This window comes from Pyxidicoccus xibeiensis (genome assembly GCF_024198175.1).
GTDB lineage: Bacteria > Myxococcota > Myxococcia > Myxococcales > Myxococcaceae > Myxococcus > Myxococcus xibeiensis.
Genome location: NZ_JAJVKV010000017.1, coordinates 56,284 through 75,891, shown reverse-complemented (window position 1 = coordinate 75,891; position 19,608 = coordinate 56,284). Strand labels below are relative to the sequence as shown.

Genomic DNA, 19,608 nt, shown 5'->3' with positions numbered 1-19,608 from the left:
GGCATCATTCCAAATCTTGTGACTCATGGAATGGTGAGCGTTAGGGTGGTCCCATGACGATGCGAAAGGCCCCCCCGCGGACGGGGCGGCGGGCGCTGGGGGCCCTCACCTCCCCTGCGCGACAGGAAGTGCTGGGGGCCTTCGCCGAGGGGCCCGCGACGGTCCGCACCCTGGCGGAGCGGCTCGGGCGGAGCCGGCAGGCGCTGTACCACCACCTGGAAATCCTGGAGCGCACCAGGCTGGTGGAGGTGACGGGCGAGGTCGGCGAGGGCCGCAACCGCGAGAAGGTCTACGGCCTGTGCGCCGAGGGGCTCGAGCTGACGGACGCGCCGGCATCGCGGAGCGAGGTCCAGACGGCGGTGCGAGCGAGCCAGGCGATGCTGCGCCTCACGTCCCGCGAGGTCTCCACGGCCATCCTCGCCAGCGGGCTGAGGCTGAGCGGCCCGGAGCGCGAGCTGGTGGCGCTGCGCGCCAAGGTCCGGCTGAGTCCCCAGAAGCTGCGCGAGCTCAACGCACACCTGGACGCGATTCACGCGCTGTTCGCCACCACGGCCGACGCCGCGAAGGGCGACGCGCTGTACGCGGTGACGCTGGTCCTCACTCCCGTCCGTGAAGCGGGAACCGGGGAGGGTCCCCGGAAGCGCGCCCCGGCGCGACGGAGTGGACGCTGATGCCCTCGAGTCTGGACGCCCTGCTGGCCGCGGCGCTCGTCATCGCCGTCCCCCTCTACGGCACCTGGAGCCAGCGGGTGCTCGTGCGCGCCACGGCCCAGGGCCGTCCCGATGCGAAGCTGCGGGACTACCACCTGACCATGTTGATGCTGTGGTCGCTCTTCGCGCTCGTGCTCCTTCTGTGGGGGCACACGGGGCGACCGGCACAGCTGCTGGGACTCGGGCTTCCGGGAGGCCCGCGGACGCTGGGAGGCGCTGGCGCCACCCTGCTGGCGCTGCTCTTCCTCGGCTCGCAGTGGCAGGCCGTGCGGCGCCTGGATGCCTCGGGCCGCGAGCAGCTCGCGGCGCAGGTGGGCTCCGTGTCGGACTTCCTGCCGCGCACGCCACGCGAGTACCGGACGTTCCAGGCGCTCTCCTTCACCGCCGGCGTCTGCGAGGAGGTGCTCTACCGTGGCTTCCTGCTCTGGTTCTCAGCGGAGCTCGTCGGCGCCTGGCCCGGCGTCCTCCTCACCGGGGCGGGCTTCGGGCTCGCGCACGCGTACCAGGGGATGGCGGGCGTGGCGAAGAGCGCCCTGATGGGCCTGCTGCTGGGGGCGCTGGCCGTGGCAACCGGCTCGCTGCTGTGGCCCATCCTCATCCACATCGCCGTGGACCTGCAGGGCGGCGCCATCGGACGGGAGTTGGGGGCGGCGGCGAGGCTCCCTCCCCAGCGGGCGTAGGGGCAGGCCCGCGGCGGGCCGGGCCTCCATGCGCCTCGCGGTGCCTGTCAGGGACGCTTCCGTGGGCCGTGGAGTGGACCTGCGCCGTCCGCCTGTTGTAAGGGCACGGTGCCGGAGCGGTTCGGGTGAACGCCGGCCACTGCAGTCATGGGTGGCGGGAGGAAAGTCCGAGCTCCACAGGGCAGGGTGCTGGCTAACGGCCAGTCGAGGCGACTCGCAGGAAAGTGCCACAGAAAATAAACCGCCCGTTCCGAAAGGGGCGGGTAAGGGTGAAACGGTGCGGTAAGAGCGCACCGCGTCCGGGGTGACTCGGACGGCACGGTAAACCCCACCTGGAGCAAGAGCCAATAGGAGCGCGTCCCTCGCTGTCTGGGGGGACAGGGATGGCCCGTCCCAGGCGTTCGGGTTGCTCGCTGATGAGGTCCCTGGGCAACCAGGGCCCTAGATGAATGTTCACCGCCCATCCCGAAAGGGGTGGGGACAGAACTCGGCTTACAGGGCCGCTCCGGCTTTTTTCTTCCCTGTTCGCGTCACGGCCCGGCGGCGTCCTCAGCGCGCCACGGGCACCTGGCCCAGCAGGATGCGGTCCCTGCCGTCGTTGCGGACCGCGTCCGGGTTGGTGAGCTTGAGGCGCGTGTCCGAGCGCGGCTCCCACAGGCCCAGCCAGATGTTGAGCGAGCGGGGTGAGGCGCCGGACGGCAGGGCGATGTTGAACTCGTCCTTCACCGTCTCGCCAGGCTTCCACTGCGACGTCGCGTACATGCCGCCCGCGGGCTTGTGGTCCACGTTCATCCGCTCCATGCGGCCCTCGGGGTCCTCCACGTGGACGAAGACGAGGTAGTCGTCCTCGATGGGCTGGAGCACCTTGAAGTAGAGCGTCACCTTGGCCTGGTCCCCGGGCGCAATCCGGCCCGGCTGCACCGTGGCGCCCACCAGCTCCACCTTGCCGCCCAGGTTGGCGCCGTTGCGCAGGGACAGGGGGGGCACCTGGGTGACGGTGGCGGCGCGGCGCTCCTCGGGGCTGGCGCCACCGGGCGCCTCCACGATGCAGGCACCGCCCAGCAGGGAGAGCGACGAAAGCAGGACAGAGGAGAGCTTGAGGCGCATGGCCAGGGGTTTCTACCCGGCCACGGGCGCTGCATCCACTTGCGTGTTGGTGTATGCGAAGCCGCGTGAAGACGCCCAACGCCCTCGACGCCCTGCTGGCCCAGGTGCCGCCCGCCCCCTCCCCCGCCCCCACGCCGGGGGGAGACACCACGCAGCCGGGCACCGGCACGCCCCCCGCGGATGGCTTCCCCGGCGGGGACGTGGTGGGCATTGGCGCCACCGCCCTCTTCGTCCTGCTGCTGGTGCTGGCCGGGCGGAAGCTCTTCTTCAAGAAGCGCCCCCCCGAGGCGAAGAAGCCGCCCGTCACACCGCCCGCCGACAAGGAGAAGCCCGCCCTGCCGGCGGAGCGGCCCGAGCTGCGCATCGAGCTGCCGCCGTCGGAGGCGGAGCTCGCCCGGCTGCGCGAGGTGGACGAGGTCCATGCCCGCGTCGAGGCCCTGGCCCGCCAGCGCGAGGAGGCCGCCCGCGCCGCCCGCGCCACGAAGGACTCCACCGAGCGCGCCCGGCTGGAGGCGGAGGTCCGCGCCCTCAAGGAGCGCGAGGAGGAGGAGAAGCGCGCCGAGTACCGCGCGAGGAAGGCCGCCGAGGACGAGGCCCGGGAGCGGCGCAAACGCGAGCAGGCCGAGGCCCAGCGACTGCTGGAGGAGCAGCGCGCGCGTGAGGCCGCCGCCGTCGAGGAGGCCCGCCGCGCGGAGGAGGCCGCCGCTCGCGCCAAGGTGGAGGCCGAGGCCGGCCGCACGCTGGCGCAGGGCCTGGACAAGACGCGGAACCAGGGCTTCATGGCCCGGCTCAACGGCCTGTTCGGAAGCCAGCGCCAGGTGGACGAGTCCGTGCTGGCGGAGCTGGAGGAGATCCTCTTCACCGCGGACATCGGCGTGCGCACCGCCAGCAACCTGGTGGAGGTGGCGCGCGAGAAGCTCAAGCGCAACGAGCTGAAGGACCCGGAGCGCATCAAGTCGCTCATCCGCGACGAGGTCGCCCGCATCTGCGACCTGCCGGTGCCGCGCTCGCTGGAGGGCGGAGGCCCCCCGCACGTCGTCATGGTGGTGGGCGTCAACGGGGCCGGGAAGACGACGACGATTGGAAAGCTGTCCGCGAAGCTGACCGGCGAGGGGAAGAAGGTGGTGCTCGCCGCGGGCGACACCTTCCGCGCCGCGGCCACGGAGCAACTGGACGTCTGGGCGGACCGGGCCAAGGCGCAGTTGGTGAAGGGCGTGGAGGGGGGAGACCCGGGCTCGGTCATCTTCGAGGCCATCAAGAAGGCGAAGGACGAGGGGGCGGACGTCGTCATCGCCGACACGGCGGGGCGGCTCCACACCAAGGCGCCGCTGATGGAGGAGCTGAAGAAGGTGAAGCGCGTGATGGACAAGGCGCTGCCCGGGGCTCCGCACGAGGTGCTGCTGGTGCTGGACTCCACCAACGGCCAGAACGCGATTCAGCAGGCCAAGCAGTTCCACGAGGCCGTGGGCATCACCGCGATTGCCCTGACGAAGCTGGACGGCACCGCGAAGGGCGGCGTCATCATCGGCATCTGCGACGAGCTGAAGCTGCCCGTCGTCTGGGTGGGCGTGGGCGAGAAGATTGCCGACCTGCGCCGCTTCGAGCCGCGCGAGTTCGTGAAGGCCCTCTTCGACTGAGGCACCGGGGCCCGCGCGGATTGCGCCCGGCCCGCGTGTCCTCTCCCGAGCGACGCCTACGCCGCCAGGAGCTCGACGAGCTTGTCGTAGCTCTCCGCGACGCCGCGCTCCATCGGCGTCGCGAGCACGGCGTCGCGGGCCTCCTTCGACTCGTACCGCGTCGTGCTCGTGAGCGTGGTCTTTCCGTCCTTCTCGACCAGCACCGTCGTGACGAGCGCCTCACCGGGGTACCACGCGTCGTCGAACGTCTCGGTGCAGACGATGCGCTCGCCCGGCACGATTTCGCGGAAGACACCGCCCATCCCCATGTCGGTTCCAGTGGCCCCCTTCCGCCACACGTACCGGTACTTGCCGCCCACCTTCAGGTCCACCTCACAGACCTCCAGCGTCCAGCCGCCACGCACGCCCAGCCAACGCTTGAGCAGCTCGGGCCGCGTATGGGCGTCGAAGACCCGTCGGCGCGGTGCATCGAAGACGCGCGTCATCGTGATTTCCCGGTCGCTCGGGGTCGTGACCTTCAGGGTGCCAGTGCCTGCCATGGGTTTGCTCCTCGCGGGGTGAGTGGATGCCCAGATACATATCCCGAAGGTTTTATAACCATCCGGCTATCATGCGTCAACATCGGGCCCCTCTCCGGAGCCCGCGCTCACACGCGCTCCGGGGACACGCCCGGCGCCCGGCTCACTGGCCGAGCAGGCCGGGCAGCAGCTCCTCCAGGAGCTTCTTCGACTGAGGGTCCAGCTCCAGGTCGTCCAGGTCGCCCATGCCCATGCCGCCCATCAGCGAGCCGAGGTCGGGCGTGCCCAGGTCCGCGTCTCCGTGGGACTCCTGCCACCAGCGCGTGCGCAGGCGCTCCAGCGACTTCGCGTGGGCGGGGCTCGCCTTCGCCAGCTCGCGGGTGAAGCACTCCTTGCACGTCCACTTGAAGCGGTACGCATCCACGTAGGAGCGCAGCGCCTGCACGAAGGCCGCGTCCCCCACCAGCTTCCTCGATGCATGGTGCAGCAGCGGCGCCTTGCCGTAGACGAGCGCGCTGTACTCGAAGGAGTCCGCGAAGTCGCTCGTGGGCCGGTCCGCCTTGCCGTCCTTGCCTCCCGAGATGCGGTACAGGTGGTACGCGGACACCAGCGCCTCGCGCCGCAGGGCCTCCGCCGCGCCCTTGCCGTGCTTCCACTCGATGTAGAGGAGCGCGGCGTACTGGGCCAGCGACTCGTCCACCACCGGCGCGTGGATGGGGTCCGAGCCCACCAGCCCCGCGAAGTACTGGTGCGCAACCTCGTGCGCCACCGTGAACTCCAGCGTGCGCTCCATCACCTCGGCCAGGTGCGCCAGCGGGCTGCTGCCCCCCTGCCCCATCATCCCCAGCAGCGCCTGGAGGTCCTCCGCCCCCGGCATGCCCGCCAGCGCCTCGGACGGGTCCATCCCTCCGCGGTAGAGCATCGTCGCCACCGTGATGAGCCCGGGGAACTCCATGCCGCCCGCGCCGCCCGTCAGGGGGGCCTCCACCACGCGGAAGTGCGTGTAGGGCAGCGGCCCCAGCCGGCGCTCGAACTCCGTCAGCGCCGAGGTCGCGTACTTCAGCACCCGCTCCCCCGCGGCCTTGTCCTTCGCCGCGTAGTGGCTCTCCACCGTGACGCCATTCACCGTGGCCGTGGAGCGCTCGTAGCCTCGCGAGACGAGGATGGGGAAGTCGCGCACCGCGCCCGCCGCGAAGGCGAAGCGCACGCGCCCGTCCCGCTCCGGCACCTCGCCCATGGGTGCGCCGGTGGCGTGCACCGCCCAGCCCGACGGCACGGTGATGGTGGCCAGCACGTGCGAGGGCTCGTACAGCGCCAGGTCGCCAATGCCCTGGGGCCCGTCCCAGGGCCGTCCCGTCGCGTCCAGCGGCGGCACCTGCGGCACCACGCCCACCAGGCTGATGAAGTCCGCTCCCGCGGAGAAGGCGCCGTAGTCGCCACCCGAGCGCCCCCCACCACCGCCCAGGAAGCCTCCGAGGAGGCTGCCGCCCCCGGCCTCCGCGCGCGGCACGGTGGCCTTCACCGCCACGTCGAGGACGGCTGCCGCGCCCGGGGGCACGGCGTCCTCCAGCACCACGCGGTACAGCGTGGGCTCGGGCTGCTCGAAGCGGATGGGCCGCCCACCGAGCTTCGCGTCGGACAGCGCCACCCGGCGCCCCTGCGCGTTGGGCGTCAGCCGCAGGTACAGCTCGGTGATGGGCTTGCTCCGAGCCTGCACCTCCACCTGCACGCGGCCCTTCACCTCGCGCTCGACGGGGTCCACCTCCAGTTGCACCCGGTAGAGCGGCAGCGCGTCCAGCGGCCCCAGCGCCTTCGCCGCCCGCTCGCGCTCGGCGGGCTTGAGGTGCTGGAGGCACAGCTGGACCTCCGGTGCGACGGGCGCCCGCGCCGCGGCCGCGGCCGGAGGAGACGGAGGCGCGCTGCTCCAGGCCGGAGTCCCGGAGAGCACGCACCACAGCAGGCACCCAGCCAGGAAGGTCCGCATGGGGCCATGCTAATTGACCCGCTCCACCACTGCTCGTCTACCCTGGGCTCCCATGCACTCTCGAACGCTCGCCCTGGCCGCCGCCTGGGGACTGATGGCCTGTGCGCGGCAGGTGCCCACCTCCGCGCCCTCCTCCGCTGCACCCTCGACGGCCCCTCGCGCCATCCAGTTGCTGGTGGACACCCCGCCACGGGAGACGGAGGCGCTCGAGAAGGTGCGCGAGGACGTGGAGGTGGACGCCACCGAGGGCGAGCGCACGCCCCGCGTGGTGACGACGGGGCAGACGCCGCTGCTGCGGCTGGAAGGCAGCCGGGCCCGCCTCTACGGCGACGCCAAGGCCACGCTCGGCATCTCCGTGGACAACTTCCTGCTGCTGGAGGTGCTGGATGCCCGTGGCAAGGTGGTGCGCCACGCCGTGGTGGGCTTCACCGAGGGCGTCCACATGGGCAAGGAGCAGGTGGACAGCGTGGGCCGGCGCGCCTTCACCTTCGAGCCCGGCGAGGTGGACGTCACCGAGCTGCTGCCCGAGTCCGAGCCCTTCCAGGTGCGCGCCACCGCGCTCGACTATTGGGGCGTGGGCCGGGTGAGTGACGTGTACCTCGTGCTCGCTCCCGCCGGCCGCGCCTCCGACGACGACCTGCGCGGCCAGTAGCCGCCTTCCGCGTCCGTGCCGCCTCGCCCTTGAGCGAAGCGGCACTGGACCGCGGGCACTGCGTCAGAAGCGGAGGGCTCCGGCCTGAAGCGGCAGGAGTCGACCACCGCTGCCACCGCGCACCGGGCGCGCACCGTTCCCCAGGATGGCGTCGCAGGTGACGCCGCCACACACCGCGGTGGGGTCCAGCGGGTCCGGGGTACCGCCCTGCGTCGCCATCACCGCGCCCACCGTGCCCGCGGCCACCACCGCGCCCACGCCGGCCCACACATACCAGCGGCCGTACCAGGGCTTGCCGGAGCTCACCTCGGGCGGCGCCTCGGCGCCGATGTCCAGGCCCGGCGACGTGTCCTGGGGAATGGTGGGCTCCGTCACCGAGGGCTTCGAGCGGCCCGGGTCCGAGGCCGCCACGGACGTGTCTATCGAGGGCCGCATCGTGCCCGTGACGTCATAGCTCCGGCCGGCGAACACGGTGATGTTGTGCACGTCGGGCTTGAAGCCCGGAGCGCGGAACTCGATTTCACGCGAGCCCGGCTTGAGCAGCACGTTGCCCTGGGGCACAGGGCCGACCTCCTGGCCATCCACGAAGGCCACCACCCCGGCCACGTCCGCCGTCAGCGTGGCGAAGCCCATGGTGGCGTCCAGCGACACCGTCAGCTCCTGCTGGGCGCCCTCCTTGACGTCGACGCGCTTCGTGTACTCGGCATAGCCGGGCTTGCGGACCACCAGCAGGTGCTCGCCGGGCGCCACCTCCACGGGGATGGGCGCCGCGGTCAGCGTGCCCGCATCCTTGCCGTCCACCAGCAGCTTCGCCCCGCGCACGCTGCCGGAGATGCGCACCAGCAGCTCCGTCTTCTTCAGCGTCGGCGGCGCCAGCAGGTCGTCCTCGATGGGGTCCGCGACGGGCGGCTTCTTCGCCGTCCGACTCTTCGCAGGCGCCTTGCTCTTCCCGGCGGGCTTCTTGGTGACGCGCGCGGGCTTCTTCTTCACCACCTTGGTCTTTCCGGGCGGCTTCCCGCTCTTCGAGCGGGACTTCGACGGGGTGGGAGGCGCCAGGAGGTCATCGTCCTGCGCGAGGGCGGAGGACGGCACCGCCAGGACGGTCACCAGGGCGTAGAGGACGAGGCGTTGGAGGCTCATGGCGGACCGAAGGTTAGAGAGTCATCCGAGGGGAATCAAACAGAGTCCCCCTGTCGTTGCCGTTGGGCGAAGATCCGCGCCCCATGCACCGCGTCCTGCCTCCCCTGGCCCTCGGCCTCAGTGTTCTCTGCCTCACGGCGTGCCCCGCCAAGGCGCCTCCCCGCACGGAGGAGAAACCCCTACCCCCACCGCCCATCCGCGTCCCTCCCGGCTGTGAGAGCAGCCAGGCAGGCGAGTACCACCACGCGCAGAATCCGGTGTTCCGCTACCACGGCGAGGATGATGGCGGCACCCTGTCGCTCTCCGTGACGCGGGCCCACGCGGATGGCGGCACCGAGGCCCCGGATGCGGGAGCGGCGTCCATCGTCCTCCAGCGCACGCCGGGCGGCTTCGTGGGCGAGACGCGCGCCACGGGCTTCGCCGGCTCCGGCGCGCCCTGCCCCGTCGTCTTCCCCACCGAGGTGGTATCGTGCACCGACGCGGGCCTCACGCTGCGCTCGGCGGCCAGCACCTCCATCGACGAGGGCTGCCGTCCCGCGCCCGCGAGCACCACCACCGTGCGGCTGCAACAGGTGTTGCTGCGCGGCCCACCGGATGCTGGCACCCGCTGAGCCCGCGGAGGGTGGGGGCCTCAGCCTGGGCCCCACCCGACTCCCAGGAGGGGGCCTTACGGCCCGCTCCTCTCCCAGGAGGGGGCCTTGGGGCCCGCTCCTCCCGGGAGGAACCTCAGGCCGCGCGGCGCGACTGCTCGCCCGCGGCGCTCACCGCGGGAGCGGGCTCCGCCACCTTCACCCGGCCGGACAGGCCCTGCAGGAGGCTGGAGACGCCGACGTACAGGAAGCCCGCCTGGAACAGGATGATGAAGGGCACCGACGTGTAGATGCGCGCGTCGATGGCGAACCAGAGCGCTCCCGTGAAGTAGGCCGCGAAGAGCAGCTCCACCACCGGCATCAGCGTCTTGCTGCCGCGGTACGTCTTCTTCACCGCGACGACCTTCTTGCCCTCGGCGCCCGTCTTCGGCGTGCGCGCGAAGCCCGACTGCTGGTTGAGCAGGGCCTCCAGCACCGCCTTCGCGTTGTTGATGGCCAGGCCGATGCCCAGGCTCATCAGGAAGGGCAGGTACTTCACCCGCGCCCACCCCTTCACGCCCATCTCCCGCTGCGCGGCCACGTAGAACACGCAGACGCTGGCGGTGGCGGTGATGAAGAAGGGCAGGTCCAGGAAGAGCGTGCCGTACAGGCCGTGCTGGAAGCGCACCACCATGCTGATGGGCATCAGCACGGACAGCAGCACCATCAGCAGATAGGCCATGTTGTTGGTGAGGTGGAAGAAGGCCTCGCGCTTCACCGCCAGCGGCAGGTCGCTCTTGAGGATGGTGGGCAAGAGCTTCTTCGCCGTCTGGATGGAGCCCTTCGCCCAGCGGTGCTGCTGGCTCTTGAAGGCGTTCATGTCCACCGGCACCTCGGCCGGGGAGATGACCTCGGGCAGGAAGACGAACTGCCAGCCCTTGAGCTGGGCGCGGTAGCTCAGGTCCAGGTCCTCGGTGAGCGTGTCGTGCTGCCAGCCGCCCGCGTCGGCGATGGTGTCCCGGCGCCAGATGCCCGCCGTCCCATTGAAGTTGAAGAAGCAGCCGGAGCGGTTGCGCGCCGTGTGCTCGATGATGAAGTGGCCGTCCAGGAAGATGCTCTGGGCCTGCGTCAGGATGGAGAAGTCACGGTTGAGGTGACCCCAGCGCACCTGCACCATGCCCACCTTGCCGTCGGCGAAGAAGGGCACCGTGCGCAGCAGGAAGTCCGGGCTCGGCACGAAGTCCGCGTCGAACACCGCGACGTACTCACCCTTGGCCGTCTTCAGGCCGTGCTCCAGCGCGCCCGCCTTGAAGCCCTGGCGGTTGACGCGGTGGATGTAGACGATGTCGTGGCCCTTCTGCCGCTGACGCTCCACGCACGCACGGGCGATTCCGCACGTCTCGTCCGTCGAGTCGTCGAGGACCTGGATCTCCAGCAGCTCGCGCGGGTAGTCGATGCGGCACACCGAGTCCACCAGTCGCTCAACGACGTACATCTCGTTGAAGATGGGCAGCTGGATGGTGACGCGGGGCAACGCCTTGAGCGGGCCCTTGGGAGTCGGCAGCTTGAACTTGTGCCGGTAGTACAGGAACGCCATCCGGTACCTGTGCGAGCCGTAGACCGCCAGCACGCACAGGACGCTGAAATAGACGCCCAGGAAGATGATCTCGACGGTGGTCATCGGTGACGCTCAGCCCCTCCCGCACGGCCCCCGTGGCCCGCGGTCCTTCCCTGCGCGGCGGCATCAGACACCCTTCTCACGCTGACCGCCGCCAGATGGGTCTGGTGAGCCCCCGCTCCGTATGTGCCCGAAAAGACACGACTTTAAGCCTTCGGGAGTGATCGGCGCCGGACAATAGGGACGCGTCAAGGTCGTGTCAAACTATTCCCAGGATTTGAACGTTCCGTTCACCAGGGGGTGACACCTCGCGTCACATGCTTCTCACGGAGCCTGTGGGCCCGGCGCCGGGGCTGAGGCGGCGCCGGTAGGGGGCCAACCCGCCGGGTCAGCTCACCGCGCGGCGGGGCTCGGCCGTTTCGGGGATGGGGTCCACGGCGGGGGCCTCGGAGATTCCGGCCTCGTCGCGCGTGGCCAGCGCCAGGACGCGCTCGACGAGCGCCGGGAAGTCCAGGCCGGCGTGGGCGGCAATCTTGGGCAGGAGGCTGGTGGGGGTGAAGCCGGGCAGCGTGTTCACCTCCAGCACGACGTCGTTCTCCGTGTCCGAGCAGAGCAGGTCCACCCGGGCGTAGCCGCGGCAGCCCAGGGCGCGGTAGGCGCCGAGCGCGAGGGCCTCCACGTTGGCCACGCGCGTGGGGGACAGCCGGGGCGGGAGGAAGTAGCTGGCGCCGCCCTTGTACTTGGCGTCGAAGTCGAAGCCCTCGCGCGGGGTGGCCACCTCGAGGCTGCCCAGCACCTGGTCGCCGAGGATGCCCACCGTCACCTCGCGGCCGGCGGCGAAGCGCTCCACCAGGGCCTCGCCGCCGAAGCGGCACGCCTGGGCCACCGCCGGGGCGAGCGCGTCCGCCGCGTGCACCACCGCCAGGCCCACCGAGGAGCCCCCGCACGCGGGCTTCACCACGCAGGGGAAGCCCAGGTCGCCGTGCAGCTCCAGCGCACGCGCCGCGTCCTCGCGGCCCACGCGGTAGCCCCGGGGCGTGGGCAGGTTGTGCAGCCGGAAGAGCTTCTTGGCGAAGGGCTTGTTCATCGCCAGCGCCGAGGCCAGCACGCCCGAGCCGGTGTACGGCAGCTCCAGCAGCTCCAGCAGCCCCTGCACCCGGCCGTCCTCGCCCATGCGCCCGTGGAGCGCGACGAAGGCCACGTCCAGCTCCGCGGCGCGCAGCGCCCTGTCCAGCCCGGGGCCCGCGAAGATGCGGGTGACGTGGTGACCGCGCGACTCCAGCGCCGCCACGACGGCCTCTCCCGTCTTGAGCGAAATCTCCCGCTCCTCACCCCATCCGCCCATCAGGACTCCGACGCGCTTGCCCATGTCGATTGATGCCTCCTGGGCACCGGACAGAGCACGGCGGATGCCAACCACCCCGCGTCCGGGCCGGGCCGCACGCCGGGCACGGATTCCCTCATGACTCCGGGGAGTTGCGGAGGGAGGGCAGGCGGGCAGGCGTGGTTCCGGGGACACGGCGCGGTCCCCGGGACACGGCGGGGGACTGTAGAAAGTCCCGCACCCCCACCCCACCGGCGGGCTCAGCCGCCGGCGTCGACGACGCCCGCGTCGGTGCCGGCATCGACACCCGTACCGGCATCAGCACCCGTGCCGGCATCGGGTGCGGGGCTGTCGTCGGAGACGCACACGTCGCCCTGGCAGGTGTAGCCCTCCAGGCACTGGTTGAGGGCGTCACAGGGCTGCCCCTCCTCGTCGAAGTCGACGAGGAGGCTGCACGCGGACAGCGTCAGGGAGAGGGCCGCGAGCGGGACGAGAGAGCGGAGAGGACGGCGCATGGCTAGTAGTTCCGGAGATCGTCTTCGTCGAGTGAGGGGCGCTTCTTCTTCTCCTCTTCCTGCTTCCGCCGCTCCTCCTCCTCGCGCTTGCGCTTCGCCTCCTGCTCGCGCCGCGCGTCCTCCTCTTCCTTCTTGCGCTGCGCCTCCAGCTCGCGGCGCTGGCGCTCCACCTCTTCGCGGCGCTTGCGCAGCTCCTCCTCGCGCTGGCGGGCCTCGTCCTCGCGCGAGCGCTTGCCGGTGTCGGCCGGACGCGGGGGCGGGGCGGCCTCTTCCTGCGCCGCGGGCGGAGGCGTGGACGGCGGGGCGGTCTTCGCCGGAGGCGGCGGAGGCATGGGGAGCGGCTCGCTCCGGGGCTTGCTCGTGGACTTCGACGGCGGCGGCGGCATGGGCAGCGCCTCGCGCTCCGGCTTCGACTCGGTCGTGCGCGCCGGAGGCGGGGCGCGGGTGGGCTCCCGCTGCCGGGTGGGCTCCGGAGCCGGCCTCGCGCGGGAGGGGCTCGGGCTGCTGTCGCCCCCGCCAGCGAAGGCGAAGTACCCGCCCAGGCCCGCGGACACGAGGCCGGCGATGATGCCGACGTCGGCCACCAGCGCGTACGTCTTGCCGGTGTCCTTGATGTCCTGGGCGCGGGGGCTGTTCTGCACGGCGCGCTTGAACTCGTCCTCCTTCGCGGAGGCCTCCATGCCGAAGTAGATGCCGCCGGCCGCCAGGGCCACGCCCGTGGCCAGCAGCACGTAGCCCACGGTGCGGCGCGTGGCGCTGCCACCGCTCGCGAAGTGCGTCACCGGCTTGCCACCCTGGCGCGGCGCATCCGCGGCCACCAGCCCCGTCAGCAGCGCCTGCGAGCCCGTGGCCATGCCGTCCCCGCGCGGCACCGTCCCCAGCGCATAGGCCTGGTTGTGCCCGTCCGCCACCTCCAGCCGCAGCGCCGTCACCTCCAGCGGCACGGCCCCGGCCCCGCCGCGCACCAGCAGCGCCAGCACCTGGGACACGCCCGCGAGCGTGCCCAGCTCGCGCAGGGCCCTGTCCCGCTCCACCCCGCCCGGCTTGCTCGCCACCGCCTCCGTCAGCGTCTGCAGGGCCTTCTGCGAGGCCACGGGCGTCAGGGTGAGCACCGTGTCGCCCTCGCGGGCCCGGCGCTGCGCCAGCGCGTAGCCCGGCGCCACCACCGTCACGTAGTGGTCCGCGGGCGTCACGTCCGTCAGCGCCACCGGGGACACGCCCCGGAACTCGCCGTCCACGAACACGTGGGCGGGCACCGGCTCCGTGCGGATGTTCAGCGTCCCCGTCGCGCCGGCCAGCACCGCCTTGCGCTCCTTCTCCACGAAGGCCATCTCGTCCGGCGGGAAGAAGTTGGGCGAGAACTGCGCCCGCGGGTCCACCGCCAGCACCGAGCGGATCTCCAGCTGCGCCGCCGTGTTCTCCCCGTTGGCCACCTGCGTGGCCGCCTTCATCACCCGCGCGCGGCTCAGGTCGCCGAAGCGCAGCGACAGGTCACCGGCCTCGGCGGCGCGCACCGCCGCGTCGAACTGCTGGAGCGCCTTCTCCGTGTCCAGCTCGTCGTAGGCGCGCTGGCCCTCCTGCATCGCCGTGGCCACCTCGGCGGCGCGGGCCTCGCGCTCACGCCGGCCCGCCGCGTCCAGCGCATCCGCCAGCCGCACCAGTTGCAGCCGGCCCGAGCGCGCCACCGCCTGCTCCGCCAGGTACGCCAGCCGGGCCGCTTCACCCCGGGCCGCGGCGTCCAGCGGAATGGCCACCACCGTCACCGTCGACGATGACGCCGCCGCGGGAAGGGCCCGGGGCACCAGCCTCGGAGGCAGGGAAGACTGCGCCGCCGCCGGCCCCACGGCCAGCAGGCCCACCAGCCACCCGCTCAGGGCCGCGCGCAGCGCGCGAATGCTCGAAGGTCGCATCACTCGTTCACCCTCTGTTCGTTGCGCATCAAACGGACTGCGCGGCGAAATGCAAGCGCGAAGGAGTCATCAACGACCCGACGTGCGGGCCGGCACACGCGCTGGGGCGGTGGCAATGCCGTGCAGGTACTCGAGGGCGACCTTCAGCGGGTAGTCCTCCAGCTTCGCGGTGACGTCCCAGGGCTTGAGGCCCTCGGGGAGGCCGCGCGGCGCGGGGGCGGGGGCCTCGGTGCTCGCGGTGGGCTCGGCGCGGAAGTGGCGGCGCAGGTCCTTCTCGCGGACCACGTCGCTCTGCACCTTGCCGCCCGGCTCGTCCGGCACGAGGAAGTCCGGAGTGATGCCCCGCTCCTGGATGCTGCGCCCCTTGGGCGTGTAGTAGCGGGCGATGGTCAGCTTCAGCCCGGAGCCGTCCTCCAGCTCGATGACTGTCTGCACGCTGCCCTTGCCGAAGGTGGGCGTGCCCATGATGACGGCGCGGCCATGGTCCTGGAGCGCGCCGGCCACGATTTCGGACGCGGACGCGCTGCCGGCGTTGACGAGCACCACCACCGGGTAGTCCTTCTCCGTGTCGCGGTCCTTGCTGCGCTCCTCGTTGGCGTTGCGGCCGTCGCGCCCCCGCGTGGAGACGATGGGCAGGTTGCCCGGCAGGAAGCGGTCGCTCATCGCCACCGCCTGGTCCAGCAGGCCGCCGGGGTTGTTGCGCAAGTCCAGCACCAGCCCGCGCAGCTCCTTGCCGCCGTTGAGGGCGCGCAGCCGGTCCAGCTCCTTGCGCAGGTACAGGTCCGTGCGGTCCTGGAAGTTCTTCACCTTCACGTGGGCGATGCCACCGTGGAGCGCGCCCTCCACGGAGACGATGCGGATGTGGTCGCGGATGATGGCGATGTCGCGAGGCGCGCTGAAGCCCCGGCGCATGATGGTGAGTAGCACCCGCCCGCCCGCGGGCCCGCGCATCTTCTGCATGGCGCGGCCCACGTCCATGCCCTGTGTGCTCTCCCCGTCGATGCCCACCAGCTCGTCGCCCGCCTTGATGCCCGCGCGCGCCGCCGGGGTGTCGTCGATGGGGGCCACCACCACGATGCGCTCGTCCTTGCGCGCAATCTCGATGCCCAGCCCGCCCCACTCGCCCGAGGTGTCTATCTTCATCTCCCGGAACACCTCCGGGGGCATGTAGACGGTGTGCGGGTCCAGCGTCTCCAGCATGCCCTGGATGGCACCGTGGATGAGCCGCTCGCGGTCCGCCGGCTCCACGTAGTTGTTCTCCACGTAGGACAGCACGCGCGCGAAGAGCTCGAGCTGGCGGTAGGTGGCGTCGTCACGCTCGGCCCGCTCCGCGCGGCCACTCGCGGGAGCCGCGCCGGAGGCACGCCCGCCCTTCGCCTTGTCGTCGGCGACGGCGGGCCCGCTCAGGAGGAGGAAGGCGGCCAGCGCCGCGCGCCACGGCTGGGGGAGACGCTTCACGTCGGTACGTCCTTTCCCGGGAGGGGGCCCGGAAGGCTGCGCACCAGTGTAGCCCGGCCTCTACAGCCCTGCCGTGTCGGCGAAGCGCACCAGGTGCGACACCAGCTCGTCCGGACGCTCCAGCTGGGGCACGTGGCCGAAGCCGTCCACCACGTGCACCTGGGCGTGGGGCGGCAGGTGGTCGCGGTACCACTGCAGCGTCACCGAGGGGAGCAGCCGCTCGCTGCCTCCCCAGAGGAACAGCACCGGCATGGCCAGGTTGCGGACCTTGCCGGGCTCCAGGCTGGCGCGCGTGGCCAGCGCCTCGGACGTCAGCGCCCGCACCGTGGGGGTGTCATAGAAGCGGCGCAGCTCGTAGGCGAACAGCAGCGCCGGCAGCGGCGGCCGGTGGAACAGCCGCCGCGTGAAGGCGCGGGCCTCCGCGGGCGAGCGCACGGCGAACGAGTTGAGCAGCGCGGTGTTCTCCGCCTCCGGCAGCTCCGCGCCCGCGGGCGCCACCAGCGCCAGCGCGCGCACCCACTGGGGGTACTCCGCCGCCAGGTTCACCGACATGGCGCCGCCCAGCGAGTTGCCCACCACCAGCGCCGGCTCGCCCACCACCTGCTCCACGTAGGCGCGCAGCACGTCGAACTGGTTGCGCACGCAGACTTCGCCGCCGCAGTACTCCATGGAGAAGCCGTGGCCCGGCAGGTCCGGCGCCACCACGCGCGAGAAGCGCTTCGCCAGCCCGAAGAACGTCCGCCCGAAGCCGTTGGCGGAGCCGCCCAGCCCGTGCACCAGCACCACCGGCGGCCCCTTCCCCTCCCCCTTCAGCGAGTAGTGGTGCAGCGACTGCCCGGCCACCTCGACTGTCGAGGACTGGACGCCGCGCGCCACCAGCATGTGCCGCAGCACCTTCTGCATTCCGCCCATCAAATCCATGCGCCTGCCTGCTCCTCGTGAGAGGGGGTGCCGGGGAATCTAACAGCCCGCGCGATTCTTCGCCGCACCGCGTCAGGGAACAGGGGCCAGCCAGGGCGCCGGGTCCACGGCCTGCCCTGCCTTGCGGACCTCGAAGTAGAGGTAGGCGCCCTTGAGGGAGCCGGTGTCGCCCACCTCGCCCACCACGTCGCCAGCGGCCACGGTGGTGCCCAGGCCGGGCGTAATCGTGGACAGGTGGGCCATGAGGGTGTGGAAGCCGTCGCCGTGGTCCAGGATGAGCAGGTTGCCGTAGCCGCGCAGCGTGCCGGCGTAGGCGACGGTGCCCTCGGCCACGGCCTGCACCGGGGTGCCGGCGGGGGCGCGGATGTCCAGGCCCTTCTGCACGGTGACGGTGTTGAAGCGCGGGTTGACGACCTTGCCGAAGCCCACCTCGATGAGGCCCTTCACCGGGCGGGGCAGCTTGCCGCGCAGCGCGCCGAAGCCGTGCGTGGCGGGCAGCTCCTTCAAGTCACTCACCACGCGGGCGAGCTCCGCGTCCGCCTGCTCCAGCTCGCGCACGGCGCGCTTCGCCAGCTCCGCCTCTCCGGCCAGCGAGCCCACCACCTCCTCCAGCGCCTCCTGCTGCGCCCGGGCCAGCTTCTCCTGCTCCTGGAGGAAGGCCACGCGCGCGGACAGCGAGGACTGGAGCCGCTTCAGCTCCCGCGTCGCCTGCCTCTGAAGATGCGCCACGCGCTGCACGGCGCGCAGCAGCTCCAGGTCGCCGGACATGCTGGCCTCCAGCGCCCGCGCGCGCCACACCAGCGAGGCGAAGTCCTCCGCCGACAGCAACACCTCCAGCGGGCGGCGGCGCATGAGGCGATAGAGGGTGCGCAGCCGGGGAGACAGCCGCCGCAGTTGCAGCCGCAGCGCGTCCCGCAGGATGACCTCCTCGCGCTCGGCCAGCACCACGCGGCGGCGGAAGACGGCCAGGTCGCCCTCCAGCGAGCGCACGCGCCGCCGGGAGAAGGACGCCATCTCCTCCATCAGCTCCACGCCCTCCAGCACGGAGAGCTTCTTCGCCTCGATGAGGGCCAGCGTCGCGCGCTGGGTGGCCAGCTTCTCGCGCAGGGCGGACTGCTCCGCCTCTTCCGGCGCGGCGGGCGGCTGCTGCGCGGACGCGGGCCACGCGGCCCCCACCCAGGCGGCCGCCAGCAGCGCGAGTGCCAGGGAGGAGGACCGGCTCATACCCGCAGGAAGCGCCCCACCGCGACGAAGCTGCCTCCCAGGCCCAGGCCACACCCGGCGCCCACCAGCTCCAGCACCAGGCGCGGCTCCACCCACGGCCCCGCCACGCCCGGTCCCAGCAGGAAGGCGAAGAGCGAGCCCAGCGTGGGCCCCAGCACGTGCCCGAAGGCCCACAGCCCCAGCAGCGCCACGCCCGCGCCCAGCAACCCCTGCAGCAGGCCCTCCAGGAGGAAGGGCGCCTTGACGAAGCGGTCCGTGGCGCCGACGAGCTTCTGGATTTCGATTTCCCCCCGGCGCGCGTAGATGGCGAGCTGGAGCGTGGCCGCGACGATGATGATGGTGGCGCCCAGCACCACCGCGAAGGCCACCAGCGAGCCGAAGCGCAGCGCCCGGGCGATGGCCGACAGGCGCTCCACCGCTGCCTCGCCGTAGTCCACGCCCGCCACGCCCGGCTGCCCGCGCAGCTCCCTCGCCAGTGCCTGGAGCGCCGCCGGGTTGCGCGTCTCCGGAGGCACGCGCAGCTCCAGCGACGCGGGCAGCGGGTTCTCCGGCAGCTCCGCCAGCGCGTCGCCCAAATCCCCCAGCTCGGTGCGCAGCCGCGACAGCGCCGCGTCCGGAGGCACCAGCGTCACGTCTCCGCGGCTGAGCTCCTCCACGCGGGTGCGCACGCCGTGCACCTCGTCCTCACCCAGCTCGGGGGCGAGGTAGACGGTGACCTCCACCTCACCGCCCAGCGAGGCCAGCAGGTTGTCCAGCACGCGCGCGGCGCCCCGGGCCATGCCCGCGGAGAACAGGGCGATGGCGATGGTCGTCACCGCGATGAAGTGCACGAAGGGCGAGTGCCGCAGCCCCACCGCCGCCGAGCGCCAGAAGTACGCCGTCTTCGCCGCCACGCTCATCCGGCCACCATCCGCCGCGCCGCCTTGACGCCGTCCTCGTCGGACACAATCTGCCCGCGCTCCAGCCGCACCGTGCGCTTCTGGTAGCGCGCCAGCAGCGTGGCGTCGTGCGTGGCCACCATCACCGTGGTGCCGCGCACGTTGACCTGGCTGAGCAGGTCCATGATTTCCACCGTGAGCGCCGGGTCCAGGTTTCCGGTGGGCTCGTCCGCGAGCAGGATGGTGGGGTCGTTCACCAGCGCGCGCGCAATCACCACGCGCTGCTGCTCCCCACCCGACAGGCGCAGGGGGAACGAGTCCGCCTTGTGCTCCAGGCCCACCAGCTTGAGCATGCGGCGGACCTTCTCGCGGGCCTCGGCGCGCGGCACGCCCAGCACGTCCAGCGTGAAGGACACGTTGTCCTCCACCGTCCGGTGCGGCAGCAGCTTGAAGTCCTGGAACACGACGCCGATGTTGCGCCGCAGGTACGGCACGGCGGACTCGCGGATGCGGGCGATGTTGCGGCCGCCCACCAGGATCTGCCCCTTGGTGGCCTTCTCCGCGCAGAAGATGAGCTTGAGCAGCGTCGTCTTCCCCGCGCCGGAAGGGCCGGTGAGGAAGACGAACTCGCCCTTCTCCACGTTGAGGTTGATGTCCGACAGCACCGGCGGGTCGCCGGGGTACGCCTTGTACACGTGGAAGAACTGAATCATGGCGGCGCGCGGGAGGCGGCCAACCTACCACGGCCCGGCGCGGGTGCCCC

18 protein-coding genes and 1 other RNA gene are annotated in these 19,608 nt (G+C 72.0%); 6 read left to right on the top strand and 13 right to left on the bottom strand.

Annotation, left to right across the window (positions count from 1 at the left end; genetic code table 11):
* The first annotated feature begins 53 nt into the window (after positions 1–53).
* From LXT23_RS42685 to rnpB, 3 genes are all read left to right on the top strand, one after another.
* A complete protein-coding gene (locus LXT23_RS42685) occupies positions 54–671 on the top strand; it encodes an ArsR/SmtB family transcription factor (RefSeq protein ID WP_253986247.1) in 618 nt (205 codons plus the stop codon).
* Entirely contained in the window at positions 671–1,390 is a 720-nt protein-coding gene (locus LXT23_RS42680; RefSeq protein ID WP_253986246.1) for a CPBP family intramembrane glutamic endopeptidase, read from the top strand. Before LXT23_RS42685 ends, LXT23_RS42680 begins: the two co-directional genes overlap by 1 nt.
* Positions 1,391–1,503: 113 nt before the next feature.
* Positions 1,504–1,901, top strand: an RNA gene (rnpB, locus tag LXT23_RS42675) — RNase P RNA component class A.
* A 38-nt stretch (positions 1,902–1,939) separates the two neighbouring features.
* On the opposite strand, the gene LXT23_RS42670 is transcribed toward rnpB, so the two are convergent.
* Positions 1,940–2,497 (bottom strand): hypothetical protein, encoded by a 558-nt coding sequence (locus LXT23_RS42670; RefSeq protein ID WP_253986245.1) that lies wholly within the window; start codon positions 2,495–2,497, stop codon positions 1,940–1,942.
* Positions 2,498–2,562: 65 nt separating this feature from the next.
* Here LXT23_RS42670 and ftsY point away from each other — a divergent pair, with 65 nt between their 5' ends.
* Positions 2,563–4,134: a signal recognition particle-docking protein FtsY gene (gene ftsY, locus LXT23_RS42665; protein WP_253986244.1), complete on the top strand. Its 1,572-nt coding sequence runs from the start codon at positions 2,563–2,565 to the stop codon at positions 4,132–4,134.
* 56 nt (positions 4,135–4,190) lie between these two features.
* Here the strand turns inward: ftsY and LXT23_RS42660 are convergent, their stop codons facing one another.
* Positions 4,191–4,673: an SRPBCC family protein gene (locus LXT23_RS42660; protein WP_253986243.1), complete on the bottom strand. Its 483-nt coding sequence runs from the start codon at positions 4,671–4,673 to the stop codon at positions 4,191–4,193.
* Positions 4,674–4,815: 142 nt separating this feature from the next.
* Complete coding sequence (locus LXT23_RS42655) at positions 4,816–6,636, bottom strand: M1 family aminopeptidase (protein ID WP_253986242.1); 1,821 nt, start codon at positions 6,634–6,636, stop codon at positions 4,816–4,818.
* 52 nt (positions 6,637–6,688) lie between these two features.
* Between LXT23_RS42655 and LXT23_RS42650 the strand changes: the two genes are divergently transcribed.
* Positions 6,689–7,288, top strand: a complete 600-nt coding sequence (locus tag LXT23_RS42650; RefSeq protein WP_253986241.1) for a hypothetical protein — start codon at positions 6,689–6,691, stop codon at positions 7,286–7,288.
* Between the two features lie 63 nt (positions 7,289–7,351).
* Here LXT23_RS42650 and LXT23_RS42645 read toward each other — a convergent pair whose 3' ends face one another.
* Positions 7,352–8,428 (bottom strand): PEGA domain-containing protein, encoded by a 1,077-nt coding sequence (locus tag LXT23_RS42645; protein ID WP_253986240.1) that lies wholly within the window; start codon positions 8,426–8,428, stop codon positions 7,352–7,354.
* Positions 8,429–8,511: 83 nt separating this feature from the next.
* Here LXT23_RS42645 and LXT23_RS42640 point away from each other — a divergent pair, with 83 nt between their 5' ends.
* Positions 8,512–9,039, top strand: a complete 528-nt coding sequence (locus LXT23_RS42640; protein ID WP_253986239.1) for a hypothetical protein — start codon at positions 8,512–8,514, stop codon at positions 9,037–9,039.
* A 115-nt stretch (positions 9,040–9,154) separates the two neighbouring features.
* Here the strand turns inward: LXT23_RS42640 and LXT23_RS42635 are convergent, their stop codons facing one another.
* The 9 genes from LXT23_RS42635 to ftsE form a co-directional block, all read right to left on the bottom strand.
* Positions 9,155–10,678, bottom strand: coding sequence for a cellulose synthase family protein (locus LXT23_RS42635; RefSeq protein ID WP_253986238.1), 1,524 nt, complete (start codon positions 10,676–10,678; stop codon positions 9,155–9,157).
* Positions 10,679–11,003: 325 nt separating this feature from the next.
* Entirely contained in the window at positions 11,004–11,984 is a 981-nt protein-coding gene (locus LXT23_RS42630) for a D-alanine--D-alanine ligase (protein ID WP_253986237.1), read from the bottom strand.
* Positions 11,985–12,199: 215 nt separating this feature from the next.
* Complete coding sequence (locus LXT23_RS42625) at positions 12,200–12,454, bottom strand: hypothetical protein (RefSeq protein ID WP_253986236.1); 255 nt, start codon at positions 12,452–12,454, stop codon at positions 12,200–12,202.
* Between the two features lie 2 nt (positions 12,455–12,456).
* On the bottom strand, positions 12,457–14,364 hold the full coding sequence (locus LXT23_RS42620) for a PEGA domain-containing protein (RefSeq protein ID WP_253986235.1): 1,908 nt from the start codon (positions 14,362–14,364) through the stop codon (positions 12,457–12,459).
* A gap of 69 nt (positions 14,365–14,433) precedes the next feature.
* Complete coding sequence (locus LXT23_RS42615; protein ID WP_253986234.1) at positions 14,434–15,822, bottom strand: S41 family peptidase; 1,389 nt, start codon at positions 15,820–15,822, stop codon at positions 14,434–14,436.
* Positions 15,823–15,882: 60 nt separating this feature from the next.
* Positions 15,883–16,743: an alpha/beta fold hydrolase gene (locus LXT23_RS42610; protein WP_253986233.1), complete on the bottom strand. Its 861-nt coding sequence runs from the start codon at positions 16,741–16,743 to the stop codon at positions 15,883–15,885.
* 72 nt (positions 16,744–16,815) lie between these two features.
* Positions 16,816–17,967 carry a murein hydrolase activator EnvC family protein gene (locus LXT23_RS42605; protein WP_253986232.1) on the bottom strand — a complete coding sequence of 384 codons (1,152 nt, stop codon included), beginning with the start codon at positions 17,965–17,967 and terminating at the stop codon, positions 16,816–16,818.
* Complete coding sequence (locus LXT23_RS42600) at positions 17,964–18,866, bottom strand: cell division protein FtsX (protein ID WP_253986231.1); 903 nt, start codon at positions 18,864–18,866, stop codon at positions 17,964–17,966. Before LXT23_RS42600 ends, LXT23_RS42605 begins: the two co-directional genes overlap by 4 nt.
* The gene (ftsE, locus tag LXT23_RS42595; protein WP_253986230.1) at positions 18,863–19,558 is read right to left on the bottom strand and encodes a cell division ATP-binding protein FtsE; all 696 of its coding nucleotides are present in this window, start codon (positions 19,556–19,558) and stop codon (positions 18,863–18,865) included. Before ftsE ends, LXT23_RS42600 begins: the two co-directional genes overlap by 4 nt.
* Positions 19,559–19,608 lie beyond the last annotated feature (50 nt).